General features: G+C 72.1%; 12 protein-coding genes. 10 read left to right on the top strand and 2 right to left on the bottom strand.

Annotation, left to right across the window (positions count from 1 at the left end; translation table 11 throughout):
• Window positions 1-231: 231 nt before the first annotated feature.
• From LJ657_RS33970 to LJ657_RS33940, 7 genes are all read left to right on the top strand, one after another.
• Window positions 232-3,759 (top strand): FHA domain-containing protein, encoded by a 3,528-nt coding sequence (locus tag LJ657_RS33970; protein ID WP_232652855.1) that lies wholly within the window; start codon window positions 232-234, stop codon window positions 3,757-3,759.
• Window positions 3,760-3,999: 240 nt separating this feature from the next.
• On the top strand, window positions 4,000-5,376 hold the full coding sequence (locus LJ657_RS33965) for an ABC transporter substrate-binding protein (RefSeq protein WP_232652756.1): 1,377 nt from the start codon (window positions 4,000-4,002) through the stop codon (window positions 5,374-5,376).
• Window positions 5,377-5,386: 10 nt separating this feature from the next.
• Window positions 5,387-6,739, top strand: coding sequence for a carbohydrate ABC transporter permease (locus LJ657_RS33960; protein WP_232652755.1), 1,353 nt, complete (start codon window positions 5,387-5,389; stop codon window positions 6,737-6,739).
• On the top strand, window positions 6,736-7,617 hold the full coding sequence (locus LJ657_RS33955; protein WP_232652754.1) for a carbohydrate ABC transporter permease: 882 nt from the start codon (window positions 6,736-6,738) through the stop codon (window positions 7,615-7,617). The genes LJ657_RS33960 and LJ657_RS33955 overlap by 4 nt, the downstream gene beginning before the upstream one ends.
• Before the next feature lie 158 nt (window positions 7,618-7,775).
• A complete protein-coding gene (locus LJ657_RS33950) occupies window positions 7,776-9,983 on the top strand; it encodes a bifunctional glycosyltransferase/CDP-glycerol:glycerophosphate glycerophosphotransferase (RefSeq protein ID WP_232652753.1) in 2,208 nt (735 codons plus the stop codon).
• Between the two features lie 151 nt (window positions 9,984-10,134).
• Complete coding sequence (locus LJ657_RS33945) at window positions 10,135-12,333, top strand: bifunctional glycosyltransferase/CDP-glycerol:glycerophosphate glycerophosphotransferase (RefSeq protein WP_232652752.1); 2,199 nt, start codon at window positions 10,135-10,137, stop codon at window positions 12,331-12,333.
• Window positions 12,334-12,338: 5 nt separating this feature from the next.
• Window positions 12,339-14,570: a bifunctional glycosyltransferase/CDP-glycerol:glycerophosphate glycerophosphotransferase gene (locus LJ657_RS33940; RefSeq protein WP_232652751.1), complete on the top strand. Its 2,232-nt coding sequence runs from the start codon at window positions 12,339-12,341 to the stop codon at window positions 14,568-14,570.
• A 36-nt stretch (window positions 14,571-14,606) separates the two neighbouring features.
• On the opposite strand, the gene LJ657_RS33935 is transcribed toward LJ657_RS33940, so the two are convergent.
• A complete protein-coding gene (locus LJ657_RS33935; RefSeq protein WP_232652750.1) occupies window positions 14,607-15,020 on the bottom strand; it encodes an organic hydroperoxide resistance protein in 414 nt (137 codons plus the stop codon).
• A 124-nt stretch (window positions 15,021-15,144) separates the two neighbouring features.
• On the opposite strand from LJ657_RS33935, the gene LJ657_RS33930 reads away from it, so the two are divergent.
• Window positions 15,145-15,636, top strand: coding sequence for a MarR family winged helix-turn-helix transcriptional regulator (locus LJ657_RS33930; protein WP_232652749.1), 492 nt, complete (start codon window positions 15,145-15,147; stop codon window positions 15,634-15,636).
• Here the strand turns inward: LJ657_RS33930 and LJ657_RS33925 are convergent.
• Entirely contained in the window at window positions 15,549-17,222 is a 1,674-nt protein-coding gene (locus LJ657_RS33925) for a glycosyltransferase family 39 protein (protein WP_308117103.1), read from the bottom strand. The genes LJ657_RS33930 and LJ657_RS33925 overlap by 88 nt on opposite strands.
• Before the next feature lie 92 nt (window positions 17,223-17,314).
• On the opposite strand from LJ657_RS33925, the gene LJ657_RS33920 reads away from it, so the two are divergent.
• Both LJ657_RS33920 and galE read left to right on the top strand, forming a co-directional pair.
• On the top strand, window positions 17,315-18,610 hold the full coding sequence (locus tag LJ657_RS33920) for a glycosyltransferase family 87 protein (RefSeq protein ID WP_232652748.1): 1,296 nt from the start codon (window positions 17,315-17,317) through the stop codon (window positions 18,608-18,610).
• An 88-nt stretch (window positions 18,611-18,698) separates the two neighbouring features.
• Window positions 18,699-19,679 carry a UDP-glucose 4-epimerase GalE gene (gene galE, locus LJ657_RS33915; protein ID WP_232652747.1) on the top strand — a complete coding sequence of 327 codons (981 nt, stop codon included), beginning with the start codon at window positions 18,699-18,701 and terminating at the stop codon, window positions 19,677-19,679.
• Window positions 19,680-19,696: the final 17 nt, after the last annotated feature.

Below are 19,696 nucleotides of genomic sequence, written 5' to 3'. Positions count from 1 at the left end.
CCGGTTGCCCGAAGCGGGCGTGACTGATCTCAAGCGGTCTGCGCTGTGTCATCTGTCAGGCACTTTTGCGGGCAGAGCCGACCAATCAAGATCACTTGCCCCCGAGGGACGGGCGTGTTGTCAGTGGCAGGTGCGAGGATGCCTGGAGTACCAGTACTGGCCGATGTGCTCGTGTGGGGTGGGGGTAGTCCGCGCCCGCGCAGACCCGCGCAGAAGGGACCGCTGACGGCGATGCAGATCCGGCTGACCGTCGTAGACCCGCTGGGACCGCCCGACCGTGCGGGCCGCCGCACCGCGAGCTGTGACGTGCTGGTCACGGCGCCCGCCGGCACGGCCCTGGCCGCGGTGGCGTCGGCGCTGGCCTCGGCGGTCGCGGGTGAGGCGAGCGCCTCGGGCGGCGCGGTGGTGCTGTACGCGGGCGCGGAGCGCCTGGACGACCGCCGCTGCACGCTCGGCGAGCCCCCGTTGATCGACGGCGCGGTGCTCTCCCTGGGCGCCCCGGCCGAGCCCGAGCCCCACCCGGAGCTGGACGACGCCCCGACCCAGCTGCATGTGATCGCGGGTCCTGACGCGGGCGGCGTCCACCTCCTGCACGGCGGCGAGATCCGCATCGGCCGCTCCGCCGACGCCGACGTCCCGCTCGACGACCCGGACGTCTCCCGTCTGCACTGCGCGGTCACGGTCGCCGCGGACGGCCAGGTCTCGGTCGCCGACCTCGACTCCACGAACGGCACGACCCTGGACGGCACCCGCCTGAGCACCCGCCCGGTGCGCTTCAACCCGGGCGCACTGCTCCGTATCGGGGAGTCGGCCCTGCGGGTGGTACCGGCCGGAGGGCCGGGGGCCCGGGTGCCGACGGCTCCGGACGGCGAGGGGCATGTACGGGTGGCCTCCGGCGGCGAGCGCGAAGCGGAGACCGCCGACGGGACACCGGCGGCCCCGGCGAGCGGCGCCTCGGCGCCCGGAACAACGCCCCACGCGCGTGTAGCCGACGGCGGCGGCCCCGGCACCACTCCGTCGCGCGGGGCGCCCGCTCCCCAGGGACACGACTCCGCCGAACCCCCGCTGGTGCCCGAGCAGGGCGGGGCGCCGCGGATGGAGATGAAGGCCCCAAGAGCATCCGAACCGAGCGGCGGCACTCCCCCCCTCTCGGCTTCGCCCGACCGGGGGGACCCCCGTGCGGGCCGCTTCGGCGCGGTCGCATGGGACGCGTCCGCCGCACCTGACGACATCGACGCCCCCGGCACGGGCAGCCGCAAGGGGACCCCGCTCCGCGGGACCGACGTACCGCAGGGCCTGCGCAGGCGCGGGGGCCTCTCGGCCTGGGCGCGGCGGCTGGCCGGCGGCCGCGGCGAGCAGGCCGCGGCGGAGCATGACGTGTACGACGAGGACGACACCCCGGACCCGACGGCGGGGCCCGCCCCCCACCCCGGTCCCCAGCTCCCGGAGGCCTGGCCCGACCCGGCGGCGCTGCTGCTGACGGCGCTCGGCCCGGGCCCACGGCTGTGGGAGCGCGGGCCGGGGCACCCGGAGGCGCTCACGGTGCGGCTCGGCACGGCGGACCGGAAGGCACCCGACGGCTCCGGACTGCTGCCCGCGGTGCCGGTGACCGCGGATCTGCGCGAGGCCGGGGCGCTGGGCCTGGCCGGCCCGCGCACCCGGCTGTCCGGGCTGGCCCGCGCGGTGCTGGCCCAGCTCGCCGCGCTGCACTCCCCCGAAGCCCTGGAGATCGTCCTGATCGCCGCGGACCGCTCCCGCCCGCTGGAGGAGCGCACCGCCGAGTGGTCCTGGCTCGGCTGGCTCCCCCACCTCAGCCCCGGCCACGGCCAGGACTGCCGCCTCCTCCTCGCCTACGACCGCGAGCAGGCCACGACCCGCACCGACGAGCTGCTCCGGCGCCTTGAGGACCAGCAGACGGAGGCAAGGAACGGCACAGGGCCGACGGCACGCCCGTCCGGCGGCCACTCACAGGCCCGCAGTGCCGCCCGGCGCCCCTCATGGGCGCGTGGCGACGACGGCGCGGAGGACGCGGACGGCTTCGCCGGGCCGTACACCGTGGTCGTCGTGGACGGCGACCCCGGGGGCGCCGCCGTGCGGGAGGCGGTGGCGCGGCTGGCTCTGGAGGGGCCGCGGGCAGGGATACATGTCGTGTGCCTCGCCGAGACCGTCTCGGCGTCGCCCGCGTCGCCGGTGACGGAGACGTACGAGACGGCGTGCGCCGTGGCACCCGCGTTCCGGGACTGCGGCGCGGTCGCGCTGCTGAGCGGGGACGTGGCGACGGCTCTGCGGCTGATGCGGGTGGCGCGCACCGGTCCCGGAACCCCCGGAAGCGGGGCCGCGGACCGGCCTCCGACCGCGGCGGACCCGGCCGACCGCATGGAAGCGCCGGCACCGACCGACACGCACACGATGCCCATGCCCACATCGATAACCCCGGCAGCCGCCCCGCTGACGGGTGCCACCGCACACCACCCGCACCCCGGCCCCATAGGTCCCGGCACCGTGGCCGCCGTGGACGCCGTCTCGCCCGCCTGGGCCGAGCGGTTCGCGCGGGCGCTGGCGCCGCTCAGGACGGACGGTTCCGGGACGGGGCGGCAGGCACGTGTGTCCGTGCCCCTGCCCCAAGCGGCGCGGCTGCTGGACGAGTTGGGGCTCGCGAGGGCCACCCCGGCGTCGCTGATGGCGCGTTGGGCTGACGCGGCGGACGACACGGAATCGCTCGGCGGACGGGCCTGGGCCGTGCTCGGCGCCGGTCCGCGCGGCCCGGTCAGCGCGGACCTCGCGGCCGACGGCCCGCATCTGCTGATCGAGGGCCCGGCGGGCAGCGGACGTACGGAGCTGCTGCGGGCCGTGGTCGCCTCGCTGGCCGCGGCCGAGCGCCCCGACCGGCTGGGCATCGTCCTGATGGACGGCCGGGACGGCGTGGGTTCCGGCGGCACCCCCTCCGGAAGCGGCGAGGGCCTGCGGGTCTGCACGGACGTCCCGCACGTCACGACCCACCTCACCGCCAACGACCCCGTCCGCATGCGGGAGTTCGCGCAGGCCCTGAGCGCCGAGCTGAAGCGCCGGGCCGAGCTGCTGGGCCACGCCGCGTTCGCCGAGTGGCACACGGGCCGGGAGCTGTCCGGCCGGATGGTGTCCCAGCGGGCGACCGGCACGAACGCCAACGGCGACCTGGAGTCCCCGCCCAGCTCGACGATGCGACTGCGTCCGGGAGCGGCGCGCCGGCAGACCGAAGCGGCACCGCCTCTCCCCCGGCTCGTGGTCGTCGTGGACGACCTGGACGCCCTGGTCTCCCCCGCACTCGGCTCACCCGGCCGCCCGGCCGCGGGTTCCGTCATGCGGGCGCTGGAGGCGGTGGCCCGCGAGGGCGAGCGGCTCGGCGTCCACCTGGTGGCCGCGACGACCCCCGGCGGCCGTACGACGGACACGGAACCGGCCCGGAAGGCCACCCTCCGGGTGACCCTCGACGCCCCGGGCGCCGGTCCCGACGAACCGGCACCGGGCCGCGGCAGCCTGACCCGGCCCGACGGCAGGGCAACCCCCTTCCAGGGCGGTCGCGTGACGGGCCGTATCCCCCGCACGGCAACACTCCGCCCCACGGTCGTCCCCCTGGACTGGCAGCGCATGGGCGACCCCCCGACCCGCCGACCCGTACGAGAACTGGGCAACGGCCCGACGGACCTGGCCCTACTGGCCAGCGCCCTGGAGCGAGCAGCACGGGAGGTCTCGGCGACGGAAGTGCCTTCACTGCTTTAGCTCCGCTGGGCAGAACCAGCCCGTCCGGCGTTTGAGGACGAGGCCGTTCAGGCCGACAGCGGAGGTCCGGGGGCGGCAGCCCCAGCAACGGTCGCACCAACGCCGAACACCCGGTCACGACGCGGTCACGAATCCCCGGTTGACACGGGACGCACACTTGCCGACCCATTCCCGCGGGCGTAGACCAGATCACACGGGACAGCGCTCGACGTTCGACGAAGAACGGAGAACGGGGCAGTGATGCGCAGCACGAGCAGCAAGAACCGGACACGCAGGGCCGCCAAACCCGCAGCCGCCCTCCTGGCGGCAGCACTCGCGCTGGCACTCACGGGCTGCGGCGGGGGCGGCAACAAGAGCAGCAACGACGGTGGCAGCTCGGGGAGCTCAGGCTCCGTCAAGCTGCCCAAACTGAACGGCCAGACGCTGGAGGTGGCCGCCGTCTGGACCGGCGCCGAGCAGGACAACTTCATGAAGGTCATGGACGAGTTCAAGAAGCGCACGGGCGCCAAGGTCAACTTCGTGCCGACGGGCAACAACACCTCCACGTTCCTCGGTACCAAGATCCAGGGCGGCCAGCCGCCGGACGTCGCGTTCCTCCCCCAGGTCGGCGTGCTACACCAGTTCGCGGACAAGGGCTGGCTCAAGCCGCTCGGCGCCGACGCCAAGGCCCAGTTGGAGAAGAACTTCAGCAAGGGCTGGGGCGACCTCGGTGCCTGGAAGGGCAAGCAGTACGGCGTCTACGCCAAGGCCGCCAACAAGTCCCTGGTCTGGTACAACACCAAGGCCTTCGAGGCGGCGGGCATCACGCAGGCGCCGAAGACGTGGAAGGACTTCCTCAGCACCGCGCAGACACTCTCCGACGCCGGCTCGCCCGCCGTGTCGGTCGGCGGCGCGGACGGCTGGACGCTCACCGACTGGTTCGAGAACGTCTACCTCTCCCAGGCGGGCCCCGAGAAGTACGACCAGCTGGCCGCGCACAAGATCAAGTGGACCGACCCGTCCGTCAAGGACGCGCTCACCACGCTCGCCCAGCTCTGGGGCAAGAACGACCTGATCGCGGGCGGCACCAAGGGCGCGCTGAACACGGAGTTCCCGAAGTCGGTCACACAGACCTTCTCCGGCTCCACCCCGGCGGCGATGGTCTTCGAGGGCGACTTCGTGGCCGCGAACATCAACGGCGACACCAAGGCGAAGCTGGGCACGGACGCGAAGGTGTTCCCGTTCCCGGCGGTCGGCTCCCAGGCCCCCGTGGTCAGCGGCGGTGACGTGGCCGTGGCGCTGAAGGACAACAAGGGCGCCCAGGCGCTGCTGACGTTCCTGGCCTCCACCGACGCGGCGGAGATCTGGGCGGCGCAGGGCGGCATCCTCTCCCCGAACAAGGAGATGGACCAGTCCAAGTACAAGGACGCGATCACCGCCCAGATCGCCAAGCAGCTGCTCGCGGCCGGTGACAACTTCCGCTTCGACATGTCCGACCAGGCACCGGCCGCCTTCGGCGGCACGGCCGGCATCGGCGAGTGGAAGGACCTGCAGGACTTCCTGAGGAACCCGAAGGACGTCGCCGGCGCCCAGCAGAAGCTGGAGGCCGACGCGGCCAAGGCGTACGCGGCCGGCTGACGGCGCGGCCATGACGTCCGTAGCGAACTCGACGGGGGGCGCCGGCGCACTGCCGACGCCCTCCGTCTCGCCGCGCAAGAGCGTCACGGGGACACGGCTGTGGGTGGCGGTGCTGTTCCTGCTGCCCGCGTTCGTGCTCCTCGGGGCGCTCGTGGTCTACCCGATCGGGTACTCGGTCTGGCGCAGTCTCTACGACGCCGACGGCTCCGGTTTCGTCGGGCTGAAGAACTACGGCGACATCTTCAGCAACGACGCCACTCTGACCGCCGTACGCAACACCGCGATCTGGGTCGCGGTCGCGCCCGCACTCGTCACGGCGCTCGGTCTGATCTTCGCCGTGATGACCGAACGGGTGCGCTGGGGAACGGCGTTCAAGCTGATCGTCTTCATGCCGATGGCGATCTCGATGCTCGCGGCCGGGATCATCTTCCGGCTGGTCTACGAGCAGGACCCCCATCTGGGCGCCGCAAACGCGGTCGCCAAGTCCATCCACGACACCTTCGTGTCGTCGTCGGTGTATCCGGGCGCACGGCCGAACGAGACGGCGACCGATCTCAAGCCGTCCGGCGGTGGCGCGTTCACGACGACCGGCACCGTGCACGCGGGCACCCCGGCCCTGCTGCCCCTGGTCGGCATCGCGCCCAACAGGCTGCCCGGCACCCCCGAGAACGCGCGGGCGGCGAGCGGTTCGGGCGTCACCGGCACCGTCTGGCTGGACTTCAAGCTGGGCGGCGGCGGCACGAAGGGCAAGGTCGACCCGGGTGAGAAGGCGCTGAAGGGCGTCAAGGTGGAGGCCGTGAAGGGCGGCAAGGTGGTCGCCTCCGCCAAGAGCGGCGCCGACGGCACCTTCACCCTCCCGGCGAAGGCCGACGGGGCCCGACTGCGGCTGCCCGCCTCGAACTTCTCGGCTCCGTACAACGGCATCGACTGGCTCGGCCCGACGCTGGTCACCCCGGCCATCATCGGCGCGTACGTGTGGATGTGGGCGGGCTTCGCGATGGTGCTGATCGCGGCGGGCCTGGCGGGCGTGGACCGCAACCTGCTGGAGGCGGCCCGGGTGGACGGGGCCAACGAGTGGCAGGTGTTCAGAAGGGTCACGGTCCCCCTGCTCGCACCCGTTCTGGTCGTCGTCCTGATCACGCTGATGATCAACGTGATGAAGATCTTCGACCTAGTCTACATCATCGCCCCGCAACCCAGTCAGGACGACGCCAACGTCCTTGCCCTGCAGCTGTTCCTGTCGTCCTTCGGCGGCGGCGGCAACGAGGGCGTGGGCAGCGCGATCGGCGTCATCCTGCTGCTGCTCGTGCTGCCGGTGATGTTCGTGAACATCCGCCGGCTGAGGAAGGAGCGTCAGCGGTGACCGCCCTCGACACGACCGTGCGCGCCAAGCGCTCCGTCGCCACGCGGGTGGCGAGCGGCGCGGCGGGCGGGGTGATGCGGATCTTCCTGATCCTGGTCGCCCTGTTCTGGCTGGTGCCCACCTTCGGCCTGCTGGTCTCGTCGTTCCGCGACCCGACCGACATCGCCACCTCGGGCTGGTGGAAGGTGTTCACCGCGCCGAGCCAACTGACCGCCAGGAGCTACCAGTCGCTCCTGGAGAAGGACGCGATCACCCACGCACTGTTCAACACCATCTGGATCACGGTGCCGGCCACCCTCCTCGTGGTGATCCTCGGCGCGATGGCCGGATACGCCTTCGCCTGGATGGACTTCAAGGGCCGTGACTGGTGGTTCCTGGTCGTGGTGGCGCTGCTGGTCGTGCCGGTCCAGGTGGCCCTGATCCCGCTCGCCGATCTCTTCGGCAGGATCGGGATCTTCGGCGACATCATCGGCGTGGTCCTCTTCCACGTCGGTTTCGGACTGCCGTTCGCCATCTTCCTGCTCAGGAACTTCTTCGCCGAGATCCCGCGTGAACTCCTGGAGGCGGCACGGCTGGACGGCGCCGGCGAGACCCGGCTGTTCCTCACGGTCGTCATGCCGCTGGGCGCGCCGGCGATCGCGTCCCTCGGCATCTTCCAGTTCCTGTGGGTGTGGAACGACATGCTGGTGGCGCTGGTGTTCTCGAACGCGGAGTCGCAGCCGCTGACGGTCGCCCTGCAGCAGCAGGTACGGCAGTTCGGCAACAACATCGACGTACTGGCACCCGGCGCGTTCATCTCGATGGTGATCCCGCTGGTGGTGTTCTTCGCGTTCCAGCGGCAGTTCGTCTCCGGAGTGATGGCGGGAGCCGTCAAATAGCCCTGGGAGACAACGTGATGGAGGGGGTGGGGCGTTACGGTCCCGCCCCCTTCCGTTCACCCAGGATCCCCCGTATGCCGCAGGCACCGTAACCAAGTCACTCCATCGGCCGTTCCCGGGCAAGGCCCCGTCGTCCGCGCCGACCCCATGGATGTGCCTTGCCCAGGTTCAGTGTCATCGTCCCCGCGTACAAGGTTCAGGCGTATCTGCACGAATGCCTGGAATCGGTGCTGTCGCAGTCGTATCCCGATCTCGAACTGATCGCGGTCGACGACTGCTCGCCGGACGGAAGCGGCGAGATCATCGACGAGTTCGCGGCCCGCGACCCGCGCGTCCAGCCCCTGCACCTGAGCGAGAACCAAGGCCTGGGCCGCGCCCGCAACGCCGGCCTGGAGCGGGCGAGCGGCGACTACCTGGTCTTCCTGGACGGCGACGACACCCTCACCCCGCACGCCCTGCGCGCCATCGCCGACCGCCTGAAGGAGACGGGCGAGCCGGACGTCGTCGTCTACGACTACGCGCGCACGTACTGGTCGGGCGAAACGGTCCGCAATGTCGTCGCGGACCAGCTCACCGAGCAGGGCGCGGCCCCCTTCCGTCTGGAGGACCGCCCGGGCCTGCTGAAGCTGCTGATGGTGGCCTGGAACAAGGCGTACCGGCGGGAGTTCGTCGAGCGCGAGGGCTTCACCTTTCCGCCCGGCTACTACGAGGACACCCCGTGGACGTTCCCGGTACTGATGGCCGCCGAGTCCATCACGACGCTCGACCGGGTGTGCGTGCACTACCGGCAGCGCCGCCAGGGCAACATCCTCGGCACCACCAGCCGTAAGCACTTCGACCTCTTCGACCAGTACGACCGTGTCTTCGCGTTCCTCGACACGCACCCCCAACTCGCCCGCTGGCGACCGGTGTTGTTCCGCCGCATGATCGATCACGTGACGAAGGTGTTCGCCCGCCGCGACCGGCTGCCGCGCGGCTCGCACGCCGAGTTCCTGCGCAGGGCCCGCGCCCACTACCGCCGTTACCGCGTCCCCGGCCCGCCCGTCCCGCTGGGCTCCCGCCTCCGCCACGCCCTGGTCCGCTGGGGCCTGCACCGGACCTACCGCTCACTGCAACTGGCGGCGGCCCTGCGCCGCAGGACGGTCAAGCTCTCCGTCAAACTCCTGCGCTCCGCCAGGGCGACCGCGCTGCGTCTGCACTACCGCATCCAGCTGCGGCTGCCGCTGCGCACCGACCGCGCCGTCTTCACCGCGTACGACGGCCGCGAGCACGGCTGCAACCCGGGCGCCCTGGAGGAGGCCTTCCGCACCTTCGCGCCGCACATCCGCACGGCCTGGCTCGGCCGCCCCGACACGGCCGCCTACTGGACGGCCCTGGCCCGTTCCAAGTACCTCGTCAGCAACACCGGCTTCGAGCCCCGCCTGGTCAAGCGCCGCCGGCAGATCCTGGTCCAGACCCTGGCGGGCACCCCGCTCGGGCACATGGGCCTCGACCTCCAGGAGCGCCCGGCCGCAGCGCGTGACCTGGACTTCGAAGGGCTCCTCGACGACGTCGACAAGTGGGACTACGTCCTGTCGGCGAACCGCCACTCCACCCTCACCTGGGAGCGGGTCTACCCGGGCGGCTACACCACGCTCGAATACGGCTCCCCGCGCGGCGACGTGTTCCAGAAGGCCACGTCGAACGACGTCGCCCGGCTGCGCGAGTCCCTCGGCATCCCCGAGGACAGCGTCGCGATCCTCTACGCCCCCGCCCACCGCGACCACCGCCGCACCCAGCGCTCCCCGCTGGACCTGGAACGCGTCCTGCGCCGCCTGGGCCCCCGCTACGTCGTCCTCGCCCGCACCCACGGCCCCGTCCCGCGCAGCGCCCGGATCATCGACGTGACCGGCCACCCGGGCGTCGAGTCCCTCTGCCTGGCCTCGGACGTCCTGCTCACCGACTACTCGTCGCTGATGTTCGACTACGCGGGCCTGGACCGCCCGATCGTGATCCACGCCACCGACGACGACCGGGCGGCGTACGAGGCGGCCCGCGGCACCTACTTCGACGTGCGTGCCCTCCCGCCGGGCGCGGTCGCCCGCAGCGAGGACGAGCTGGTCGACATCTTCGCCACCGGCCACTGGCGCGGCTCCCGCTCCATCCAGCTGCGGACCGCCTTCCGCGAGCGCTTCTGCCCGTACGACGACGGACGCGCAGCCGAGCGTGTCGTACGCCGTGTCGTGCTGGGCGAGACCGACCTGCCGCCGGTGACCCCGCTCGCCGAGCGCCACCCCGTGCCCTCCGCGGCGGCGGCCCTCGCGCGCTCCCCGCAAGCCAGCGTGCCGCAACCCGGTGGTCCGCTGACCGTCACCGACAGCCTCTGAACGCCGTTCTCACCCCGGGGAGTTCGCATGCCCTCCAGCCCGTCGCGGCCCACACCGAGCCGGCCGTCCACGTGGCGTCCCACCGGGCGGCCGGGACGCCTCCGCTGAGAGGTACACGGGTCCCCGCAAGAACACCGACAGAAAGAGCAGCATGCCCCGCTTCAGCATCATCGTCCCGTCCCATGGGGTGGCAGGCCGGCTGTCCCAGGCGCTGGACTCCGTGCTCGCGCAGTCCTTCGGCGACTTCGAGCTGATCCCGGTCTGCGACGGCCCCGAGACGCCCGCGGCGGACGTCGTCGACGGATACGCCGAGCGGGACTCCCGGGTGACCCCGGTGCACTCGCCCCCCACGGCCGGTCTGTCCGGGGCGCGCAACACCGGGATGCGGGCGGCGACCGGCACCTATCTGCTGTTCCTCGACTGCGACGACACCTTCGTGCCCGGTGCCCTGGCGGCGCTGGACGCCCGCCTGGCCGAGACGGGTGACGTGGACGTGCTGTACATCGAGCACGAGCGCGTCCCCTGGTGGGAGGGCGAGCCGACCAATCCGGCCGCGCTGCTCCTGCCGAGGACACCTGCGGGTGCCTTCTCCCCCGAGCAGGTGCCCCAGCTGACGGGCGTGCAGCTCCCGGCGTGGAGCGCGGCCTACCGAAGGGCCTTCCTGGTCGAACAGCACATCGGTTTCCCCGAGGGCCACTTCACCGATGTGGGCTTCGGCGGCCTGGTCACCCTGGCGGCCGAGAAGGCCGCGGTGCTGCGCCAGGTCGTCGTACGGCATCTGGTGCGCAGACAGGGCAGCCGGCTCGCCCTGCCCGGGGAGCACCACCTCGAACTCCTCGCCCAGACCGATCTGGTGCTGACCCGCGCCGCCGAACTGGACCTGCCCTGCGACCGGTCGGGCCCCCTGTTCGAGCAGCTCTTCGCGGCCGTACTGAAGACCGCCGCCCATCCCCGGCGGCTGTCCGGCAGGCGCCGTGCCTTCTTCCGGCTGGCGAGCAGGCTGTACCGCCGGCACCGTCCCGTCGGCCACCGGACGCCGCCCGGGAGCCTGGGACTGCAGCACCGGCTGCTGGCGGCCGGGGCGTACACGGCGTTCCGTGCCCTGCGGGAGGCCAACCAGGCGGCGGCGAAGGCGGCCGAGCGTCTGCCGCGCCCCCACATGGTGCGCACCCGCCTGCGGTACGCGCGGAACCTGCGCCGCCCGCTGGACCCCAACCTCGTCGTCTACTGCGCCTACTGGGGCCGCGGCTATGCCTGCAACCCGGCCGCGATCCACGCCAAGGCCCGCGAACTCGCCCCGCATCTGCGCTCGGTGTTCCTCGTCGAGCCGGATCAGGAACACACCATGCCGGACGGCATCGAGTACGCGGTCATCGGCAGCACGAAGTACTGGGACGTGCTGGCCGCCGCAAAGTACCTCGTCAACAACGCCAACTTCGCGGACGCCGTCGTCAAGCGCCGCGGCAGCGTGCATCTGTCGACCCAGCACGGCACGCCGCTGAAGAAGATGGGCGTCGACCAGTCGACGTACCCCGTGGTGGCCTCGGCGACCGGCAGCTTCGCCAAGCTGCTGGCCCGTATCGACCGCTGGGACTACAACCTCACCTCCAACCGCCACTCCACCGAGATGTGGGAGCGGGCCTACCCTGCCGCGCACGAGACGCTGGAGTACGGCTATCCGCGCAACGACGTCTATTACACGGCGACGGCGGACGACGTGGCCCGTATCCGGCGGGAGCTGGGGATCCCCGAGGGGAAGACGGCCGTCCTGTACGCGCCCACCCACCGCGACTACCACACGGGCTTCGAGACGGGCCTGGACCTGGAGGCCTTCTGCGAGGAGGCCGGTGAGGACGTGGTCGTGCTGCTGCGCGCCCACTACTTCTACGACCAGGGCGGGGCGCGGAGTACGGGCCGGATCATCGACGTGACCGCGCACCGCTCCTCCGAGGACGTGTGCCTGGCCGCGGACGCGCTGATCACCGACTACTCGTCGATCATGTTCGACTACGCCAACCTGGACCGGCCCGTCGTGGTCTACGCGGACGACTGGGACGTCTACCGGGAGACCCGGGGCGTCTACTTCGACCTGATGGAGCACCCGCCGGGGCCGGTGACCCGCACGCCCGGCGAACTGGCCCGCGTCTTCCGCGACGGCTCCTGGGCGGGAGAGGAGTCCACCGCGGCACGGGCCGCCTTCCGTGAGCGGTTCTGCCAGTTCGACGACGGACGCGCCGCCGAGCGCGTCGTGCGCCGGGTGCTGCTGGGCGAGCCGCCCGAGTCGATCCCGCCCGTGATCCCGCTCGCCGAGCGCACCCCGGCCCCGGTCCCCGCCCTTGTGAGGAACTGAAACCCGTGCCCCGCTTCAGCATCATCGTCCCCGTCTTCAAGGTGCAGGGCTTCCTGCGCGAGTGCATCGACTCGGTGCTCGGACAGTCGTACCCCGACTTCGAGGTGATCGCCGTCGACGACCGCTCGCCCGACGGCTGCGGCGCGATCCTCGACGAGTACGCGGAGCGCGACGAGCGGGTGCGGGTGCTGCACCTGCCCGAGAACGTCGGCCTCGGCCGGGCCCGCAACGCCGGGCTGGCCGAGGCGCGCGGCGACTACGTCCTCTTCCTCGACAGCGACGACCACTACACACCGGGCCTGCTGGCCGCGGTCGCCGACCGGCTGAAGTCGGCCGAGGACCCGGACATCCTGGTCTTCGACCACGTGCGCACCCACTGGTGGGGCCGGGGCGGCCCGAGCGACGCCTCCCCCCTGCTGGCTGCCGCCGGCCAGGACGTCTTCAGCCTCCGCGAGAGCCCGCAGTACGCCCATCTGTTCCTGGTCGCCTGGAACAAGGCGTACCGGAGGGCCTTCTTCCAGGAGCACGGACTGCAGTACGCGCCCGGCCTGTACGAGGACGCGCCGGTCACCTACCGCTCGATGGTGCTGGCCGACCGCATCGCCTGTCTCAACCGGATCGGCGTCGAGTACCGGCAGCGCCGGCAGGGCGCGATCACCAGGACGCCGGGGCGCCGGCACTTCGACATCTTCCCGCAGTACGAGGGCCTGTTCGCGTTCCTGGAGGAGCGCGACGACCTCGCCTGGGCGCGCCCCCTGCTCTTCGAACGGGCCCTGGACCACATGCTGTTCGTGATCGCCCGCGAGGACCGGGTGACCCCGTCGGACCGCTCGGCCTTCTACCGCGAGATGCGCTCCTTCCACCGCACGCACTGCCCCGAGGACTTCATCCCGCCGGACGGTCCGCGCGGCACCGAGATGCGGCTCCTGGCGTCCTCGCCCTACGTCTCGTACGCGGCACTGCGCGGGGCCCGCGGTCTGCGCAGGATCGCCGGAGCGGGCAAGCGGCGGACGGTGGGCAGGGCGTCGGCGGCGGCCCAGCGCGCCTGGTACGTGGCCCAGTCGAGGCTTCCGCTCGATCCGCGGCTGGCCGTCTACTCGGCCGGCCATCACGCGGGGGTGCACGGTGACCCGGCCGCCATCCACGCCAAGGCCCGCGAACTCGCGCCGCACATCCGCGGTGTGTGGGTGGTCCGGGAGGACGCGGTGGACTCGGTGCCGCCCGGCATCGACCATGTGACGCCGGGCTCGCGGGAGTACCACGCGGTCATGGCGCGGGCCACGTACTGGGTGAACAACGTCAACTGGCCCGGCTCCCTGGTCAAACGCCCCGGCCAGGTCCATGTGCACACCCACCAGGGCACGCCGCTCAAGTACATGGGCGCCGACCTGCTGGACAAGCCCGGCGCCCGGCACGGCTTCAGTGTGCCGAAGATGCTGCACCGCGCCGACCGCTGGGATCTGAGCCTGGTCGCCAACCGCCACTCCGAGCTGGTGTGGGACCGGGCCTACCCCTGCCACTTCACCTCGCTGCGGACGGGCAGTCCACGCAACGACGTGCTGGTCGAGCAGCCTGCGGAGCACGGCGCGGCCGTCCGTGCGCGGCTCGGGATCCCGGCCGGGAACACGGTCGTGCTGTATGCGCCGACCCGCCGCGACTACCGCCGGGGCGGGCATGTCGACCGGATCGACCTGGCGCGGTTCGCCGCGGACCTCGGTGGCGGGCACACCCTCGTCGTCCGTCTGCACCCCACCCTCGCCACCGGCACGGCGCGCGGGCTCGGTCTCGCCGATCTGCACGCGCGCGGCGTGCTCGTCGACGCGACGGACGAGCCGCATGTCGAGGACCTGATGCTCGCATCCGACGTGCTGGTCACCGACTACTCGGCCCTGATGTTCGACTACGCCAACCTGGACCGGCCGATCGTGGTCCACGCCGACGACTGGGGCGCGTACGCGGCGAGCCGGGGCGCCTACTTCGACATCACCGCCGAGGCGCCGGGCCATGTGTCGCGTTCCTACCGGGAACTGGCGTGGCTGTTCGCCTCGGACACCTGGCAGGACGAGGAGTCGGCGGGCCTCAGGACCGCCTTCCGGGAGCGGTTCTGCGAGTTCGACGACGGACGGGCCGCCGAGCGGGTCGTACGGACGGTGCTGCTGGGCGAGAAGACGCCGGAGCCGCGAACGGCCCCGGCGGTGCCCGCTCCTGCGACGGAGCGGGCTCACTCGCTGAACTGACGGTTACCCCGACTGCTCGGCTGCTCGGCTGTCCGACTACTCGATGACGAGGTCGACGTCGATGTTGCCGCGGGTCGCGTTGGAGTACGGGCACACCTGGTGGGCGGTCTCGACCAGCTTGCGGCCGGTCGCCTCGTCCACGGTGTCCGGCAGCTCGATGCGGAGGGTGACCTTGAGCGCGAAGCCCTCGCCCTGCTTGCCTATGCCCACCTCGGCGGTGACCGCGGCGTCGCTGACGTCGACCTTCGCCTGGCGGCCGACGAGACCGAGGGCGCTGCCGAAGCAGGCCGCGTAACCGGCGGCGAACAGCTGCTCGGGGTTGGTGCCCTCGCCGTTGCCGCCCAGCTCCACCGGCGGCGCGAGCTTGACGTCGACCTTGCCGTCGTTGGTGAAGGCGCGACCGTCACGGCCGTGGGTGGCGGTGGCGACAGCGGTGTAGAGCGCGTCCATGGATGACCATCCCTCTCGAAGTCGTGTTCCGGCGGCCCTTCTGGCGGCCGCCTCACGGCCATAAGTAGAGCACACAATTCAATTGCGCACAACTAAATGGCCCGCAAAGAGCTATCCTGGACGCATGACCACCGCGCCCGACACCCCGACCACCGACTGGCTCCGCCTCGACCAGCAGATCTGCTTCTCCCTGAACGCCGCCTCGCGCGCCTTCGGCGGCGTCTACCGCGTGATCCTCAAGGACCTCGGGCTCACGTATCCCCAGTACCTGGTGATGCTGCTCCTGTGGGAGCACGGCGATCTGCCGGTCAAGAAGCTGGGCGAGCATCTGCGCCTCGACTCCGGCACCCTGTCCCCGCTGCTCAAGCGGCTTGAGACGGCCGGTCTGGTACGGCGTGAGCGCAGCACCCGCGACGAGCGCTCGGTGGAGGTACGGCTGACCGAGGAGGGCGCCGCCCTGCGCGATCAGGCGGTTCAGGTGCCGCGCCGGATCGTCGCGGCGACGGGCTTCGACGTCGACGAGATCCGTCAGCTGCGGTCCCGGCTCGACGAACTCACCACGGCGCTGGACGCGGCCACGGCGGCGGAGACGGAGACGGCGGGGCGGCGGACGTAGAGGAGGAAGGTCACCCGGCCGCTGACATATCTCTCCCGGGCGATGAACTGCTCCTCCACCACCGCGAGTTTGACGCGCTCGGTCGGATCGGCCGGCAGCAGCCCCGAGCTCAGCAGCCTCGACTGGCCGACGACCCAGACCCGGTCCACGCCGGCCAGCTTGCGGCGCAGCTCCGCCGGGGTGGTCTCGATGCCGCTCAGCGTCCCGGACCGGGGCCCTGACTCCCGCAGCGCGATGTCCCGGGCCCTGCGGAACGCCTTCGGATACGTCAGTGCGGTGAGCCGCCAGTTCGACGGCAGGAACAGCACCGGATCGCCCGGACGGATGTCACGGGCGGCGCGGGCGGCGACGGCACCGAGGTTCTCGGGGCGGTGTGCCGGGGAGCGGTCCTGCCGGTAGAGGGGAAGGCACTGGACGAAGGCGAGGGCGACGGCCAGTACACCGGTGAGGGTGCCGAGCCGGCCGTACGGCAGGCGGCGCCCGGACCACTGGCGGTCGTCGTGTGGGCAGTCGTTCCGCAGGGCGATGGGGGTCCCCCCGCTCGGACGAAGCCGAGAGTGGGGGCGGGCGGGCACACGACGACCGCCCAGCCGCAGGCGCCCCACAACCCCGGCCACCCAGTCGGCGCCCGCGGCGGCCAACAACGGCGCCCCCGCCAACGCGTACAGCACATACCGCTCGTGGAACAGCGGCCGGATCTGCGACACGGCGATCAGGAGCGCCGGCGGCAGCACGAGCAGCGGGAGCGCCACCGCCGCCAGCCGGCCCGCCCCGAGCCCCAGCGCCATCAGCGCGACGGACACCCAGAACACCAACCCGTCCGGGCCGACGGCGAAGTCCCGCACCAGCAGTCCCGCCTGGTCCCAGCCCGGCGTCACCAGCCACCCCACCTGCCCCGACTGCTCCTGCGACACCCACACCAGGGGCAGCAGAACGACCCCCACCACCCCCGCCGCCCGCGCCCAGCCCAGCCATACGCCTCTCCGCACCCGCATGAGCACCAGCGTCAGGGCATGCGCGCACAGCACCAGCACCACCAGTTCGTGCAGCAGACAGGTCACGGCGAGGACACCCCCGTACCACCACCAGACGCGCCGCGAGCGCCCCTCCACCGCCCGCACCAGCAGCAGTGTCGCCGCCGCCACACCCGCCGCGACGAGTGCGTACGAGCGCCCTTCCTGTGCGTAGTGGCCGGTCAACGGGGTGATCGCGTACAGCAGCCCGGCCCACAGCCCGACCCGCGGCCGCACCAGCCGTACACCGAGAGCCGCGACCAGGCCGGCGGTCACGGCGGCCCCGAACACGGACGGGAGCCGGAGGACGACCTCACCGGGGTGGACGGCGAGGACGACGTGCATGAACAGGTAGTACAGGCCGTGCACGGCGTCCAGACCGTGCAGCAGTTGCCAGATCTGCGGCACCGTGCGCCGCCCGACCAGGAAGGTGACGCTCTCGTCGCCCCACATGCCGCCGCGGTCGAGTCCCCACAGACCGATCGCGAGTATGACGGCGGCGGGAACCGCCACGGCGACGATCTCCGCACGCATCCACCGACGGTTCGCCCGCCCCGCGTCCTCGCTCAGCACACGGCTGATTTTGTGCGGTGGGCGGGCTCTTACCGAGCATTGACGGTGTATTAACAGCCATACACCATTCGCCCGGCTTACGATCCGCCGTGATGAACGCCGTGACGACCACCGTGCCGAAAGCCGTGACGACCACCACCGGAAAACGCCGACTCCTCGCCCTCACCGCCGCCTGGCTCGCCACGCGCGCGCTGATGCTGTGGCTGCTCGCGCACAACGCGGCGCCCCGGCTCGGCGGGGGCTCGGTCGCACGGGAGGTGTGGCACCTGTACCACGACTGGTACGGCATCCTCGTGCACGGCGCCTTCCCCGCCCACGACCCGCTGTGGCAGTACCCGCCGGGCGCCGGCCCCGTGCTGCTGTCGCCCGCGCTGCTGCCGGGCCTGACGTACTTCCAGGCGTTCGTCGTCCTCACCCTCGCCGCCGACGCGGCGATCACGCTGGCGCTGGCCATCGCGGGCAACCGCCCCGGCCGCACGCTCCTGGGGGCCGCGATGTGGGTGGGCGGCCTCCCGCTCCTCCTGCACGTCCCGCTCGCCCGCTACGACGTACAGGTGACAGCCTTCGCCGTCATCTCCCTGTTGACGTTGCCGCGCTCCACGCGCGCGGGCGGGGTGTTCGCGGCGCTCGGCGCCCTGGTGAAGGTGTGGCCGGCGCTGGTGCTGCTGGGCACACCGAGGGGGCGTACGACGCGTTCGGCGTGGGCGTGGGCCGCCGTCACCGGGGCGGGCTCGCTCGCGGTCCTCGCGGCGCTGTTCGCCAACCCCTTCGACTTCCTGCGGCAACAGGGCGGGCGAGGCGTGCAGATCGAGTCGCTCGGCGGCACGGCGCTCGCCCTCGCGACGCACGCCGGGTGGTCGGGGCAGGTCCGCTACCAGTACGGCGCCATGGAGTTCACGGGTCCGCACGTGCGGACCGTCGCACACGTCTGCCTCGCGCTCACGGCGGTCGCCTTCGCACTGCTGCTCCTGTGGCGGCTGCGGGCCCGGCGCTGGACGCCCGCGACGCCGTACGACGCGGCGCTGAGCGCCGTCCTGCTGTTCACCGTCACCAGCCGGGTGATCAGCCCGCAGTACATGATCTGGCTGCTGGGCCTGGCCGCCGTGTGCCTGACCTCGCGGCACACCGTGCAGCGCCCGGTGGCCGCCCTGGTGCTGGCCGCGACCGCGCTCAGCACCGTCGCCTATCCGCTCTTCTACAGCCAGGTCATCGCCTGCACCTGGCCGGGCTGCGCGCTGATGCTCGCCCGCAACGGGCTGCTCGCCGCGGCCGCCGTGCTGTCGCTCATCCGACTGTGGCGCTCCACCCGCCCCGCGCCCGTGGCTGCGGCGCCCGCGCGCGAACCGGGCCCGGTCGCCCACCGCCTTCCCGAGCACTCCGGGGCATAGGAAGCCGTTGCCGGCGCGGCACTGCACCACTTGCCTGCTTCACTGTCACGCACCACCACGGGCCACATGACGAAGGGGACGGCCGCACATGACCTGGCTGATCACCGGCGGCGCCGGTTACATCGGGGCGCACGTCGTCCGGGCGATGATCGACGCGGGCGAGCGGACCGTGGTGTACGACGACCTGTCGACGGGCATCGCCGAACGCGTCCCGCGTGGCGTGCAGCTGGTGGTGGGATCGACGCTGGACGGCGAGCGGGTCGCGCGCGCCCTGGCGATCCACGACGTCAGCGGAGTCATCCACCTGGCGGCGAAGAAGCAGGTGGGCGAGTCGATGGACCTGCCCCTGCACTACTACCGGGAGAACGTCGAGGGCCTGCGCGTCCTCCTGGAGGCGGTGACGACGGCCGGCGTGCCGTCCTTCGTGTTCTCGTCCTCCGCGGCGGTGTACGGCATGCCGGACGAGTCCCTGGTCACGGAGCAGACGCCCTGCCTGCCCATGTCGCCGTACGGCGAGACGAAACTGGTCGGCGAATGGATGGTCCGCGCGACGGCTCGCGCGACAGCCCTCTCCACCGCCTCCCTGCGCTACTTCAACGTGGCGGGCGCCGCGAGCCCCGAACTCGCGGACACCGGCGTCCACAACCTGATCCCCATGGTCTTCGAGAAGCTCACCGCCGACGCACCCCCGCGCATCTTCGGCGACGACTACGAAACCCCCGACGGGACCTGCGTCCGCGACTACATCCACGTGGTGGACCTGGCCGAAGCCCACGTGGCAGCCGCCCGCACGCTCCAGTCCTCACCGGGCCGCCACCTCACCCTCAACATCGGCCGCGGCGAGGGCGTCTCCGTCCGCGAAATGATCGACCACATCAACGCGATCACCGGCTACGACCGCCCCCCGACGGTGACCCCTCGCCGCCCGGGCGACCCGTCCCGAGTCGTCGCCTCAGCCGACCGCGCGACCACCGAACTCGGCTGGAAGCCCAAACACGACGTCCAGGACATGATCACGTCGGCCTGGGAGGGCTGGGTACGGGTGCATCCGGGGGCGGCGCGGGGCTAGGCACCGCGCGGGGGTGC

Origin of the sequence: Streptomyces guryensis (genome assembly GCF_021261325.1) — a bacterium.
Taxonomy (GTDB): Bacteria; Actinomycetota; Actinomycetes; order Streptomycetales; family Streptomycetaceae; genus Streptomyces; species Streptomyces guryensis.
Note: the sequence above shows the minus strand (reverse complement) of the source record. Positions and strands in the feature narration are given on the sequence as shown.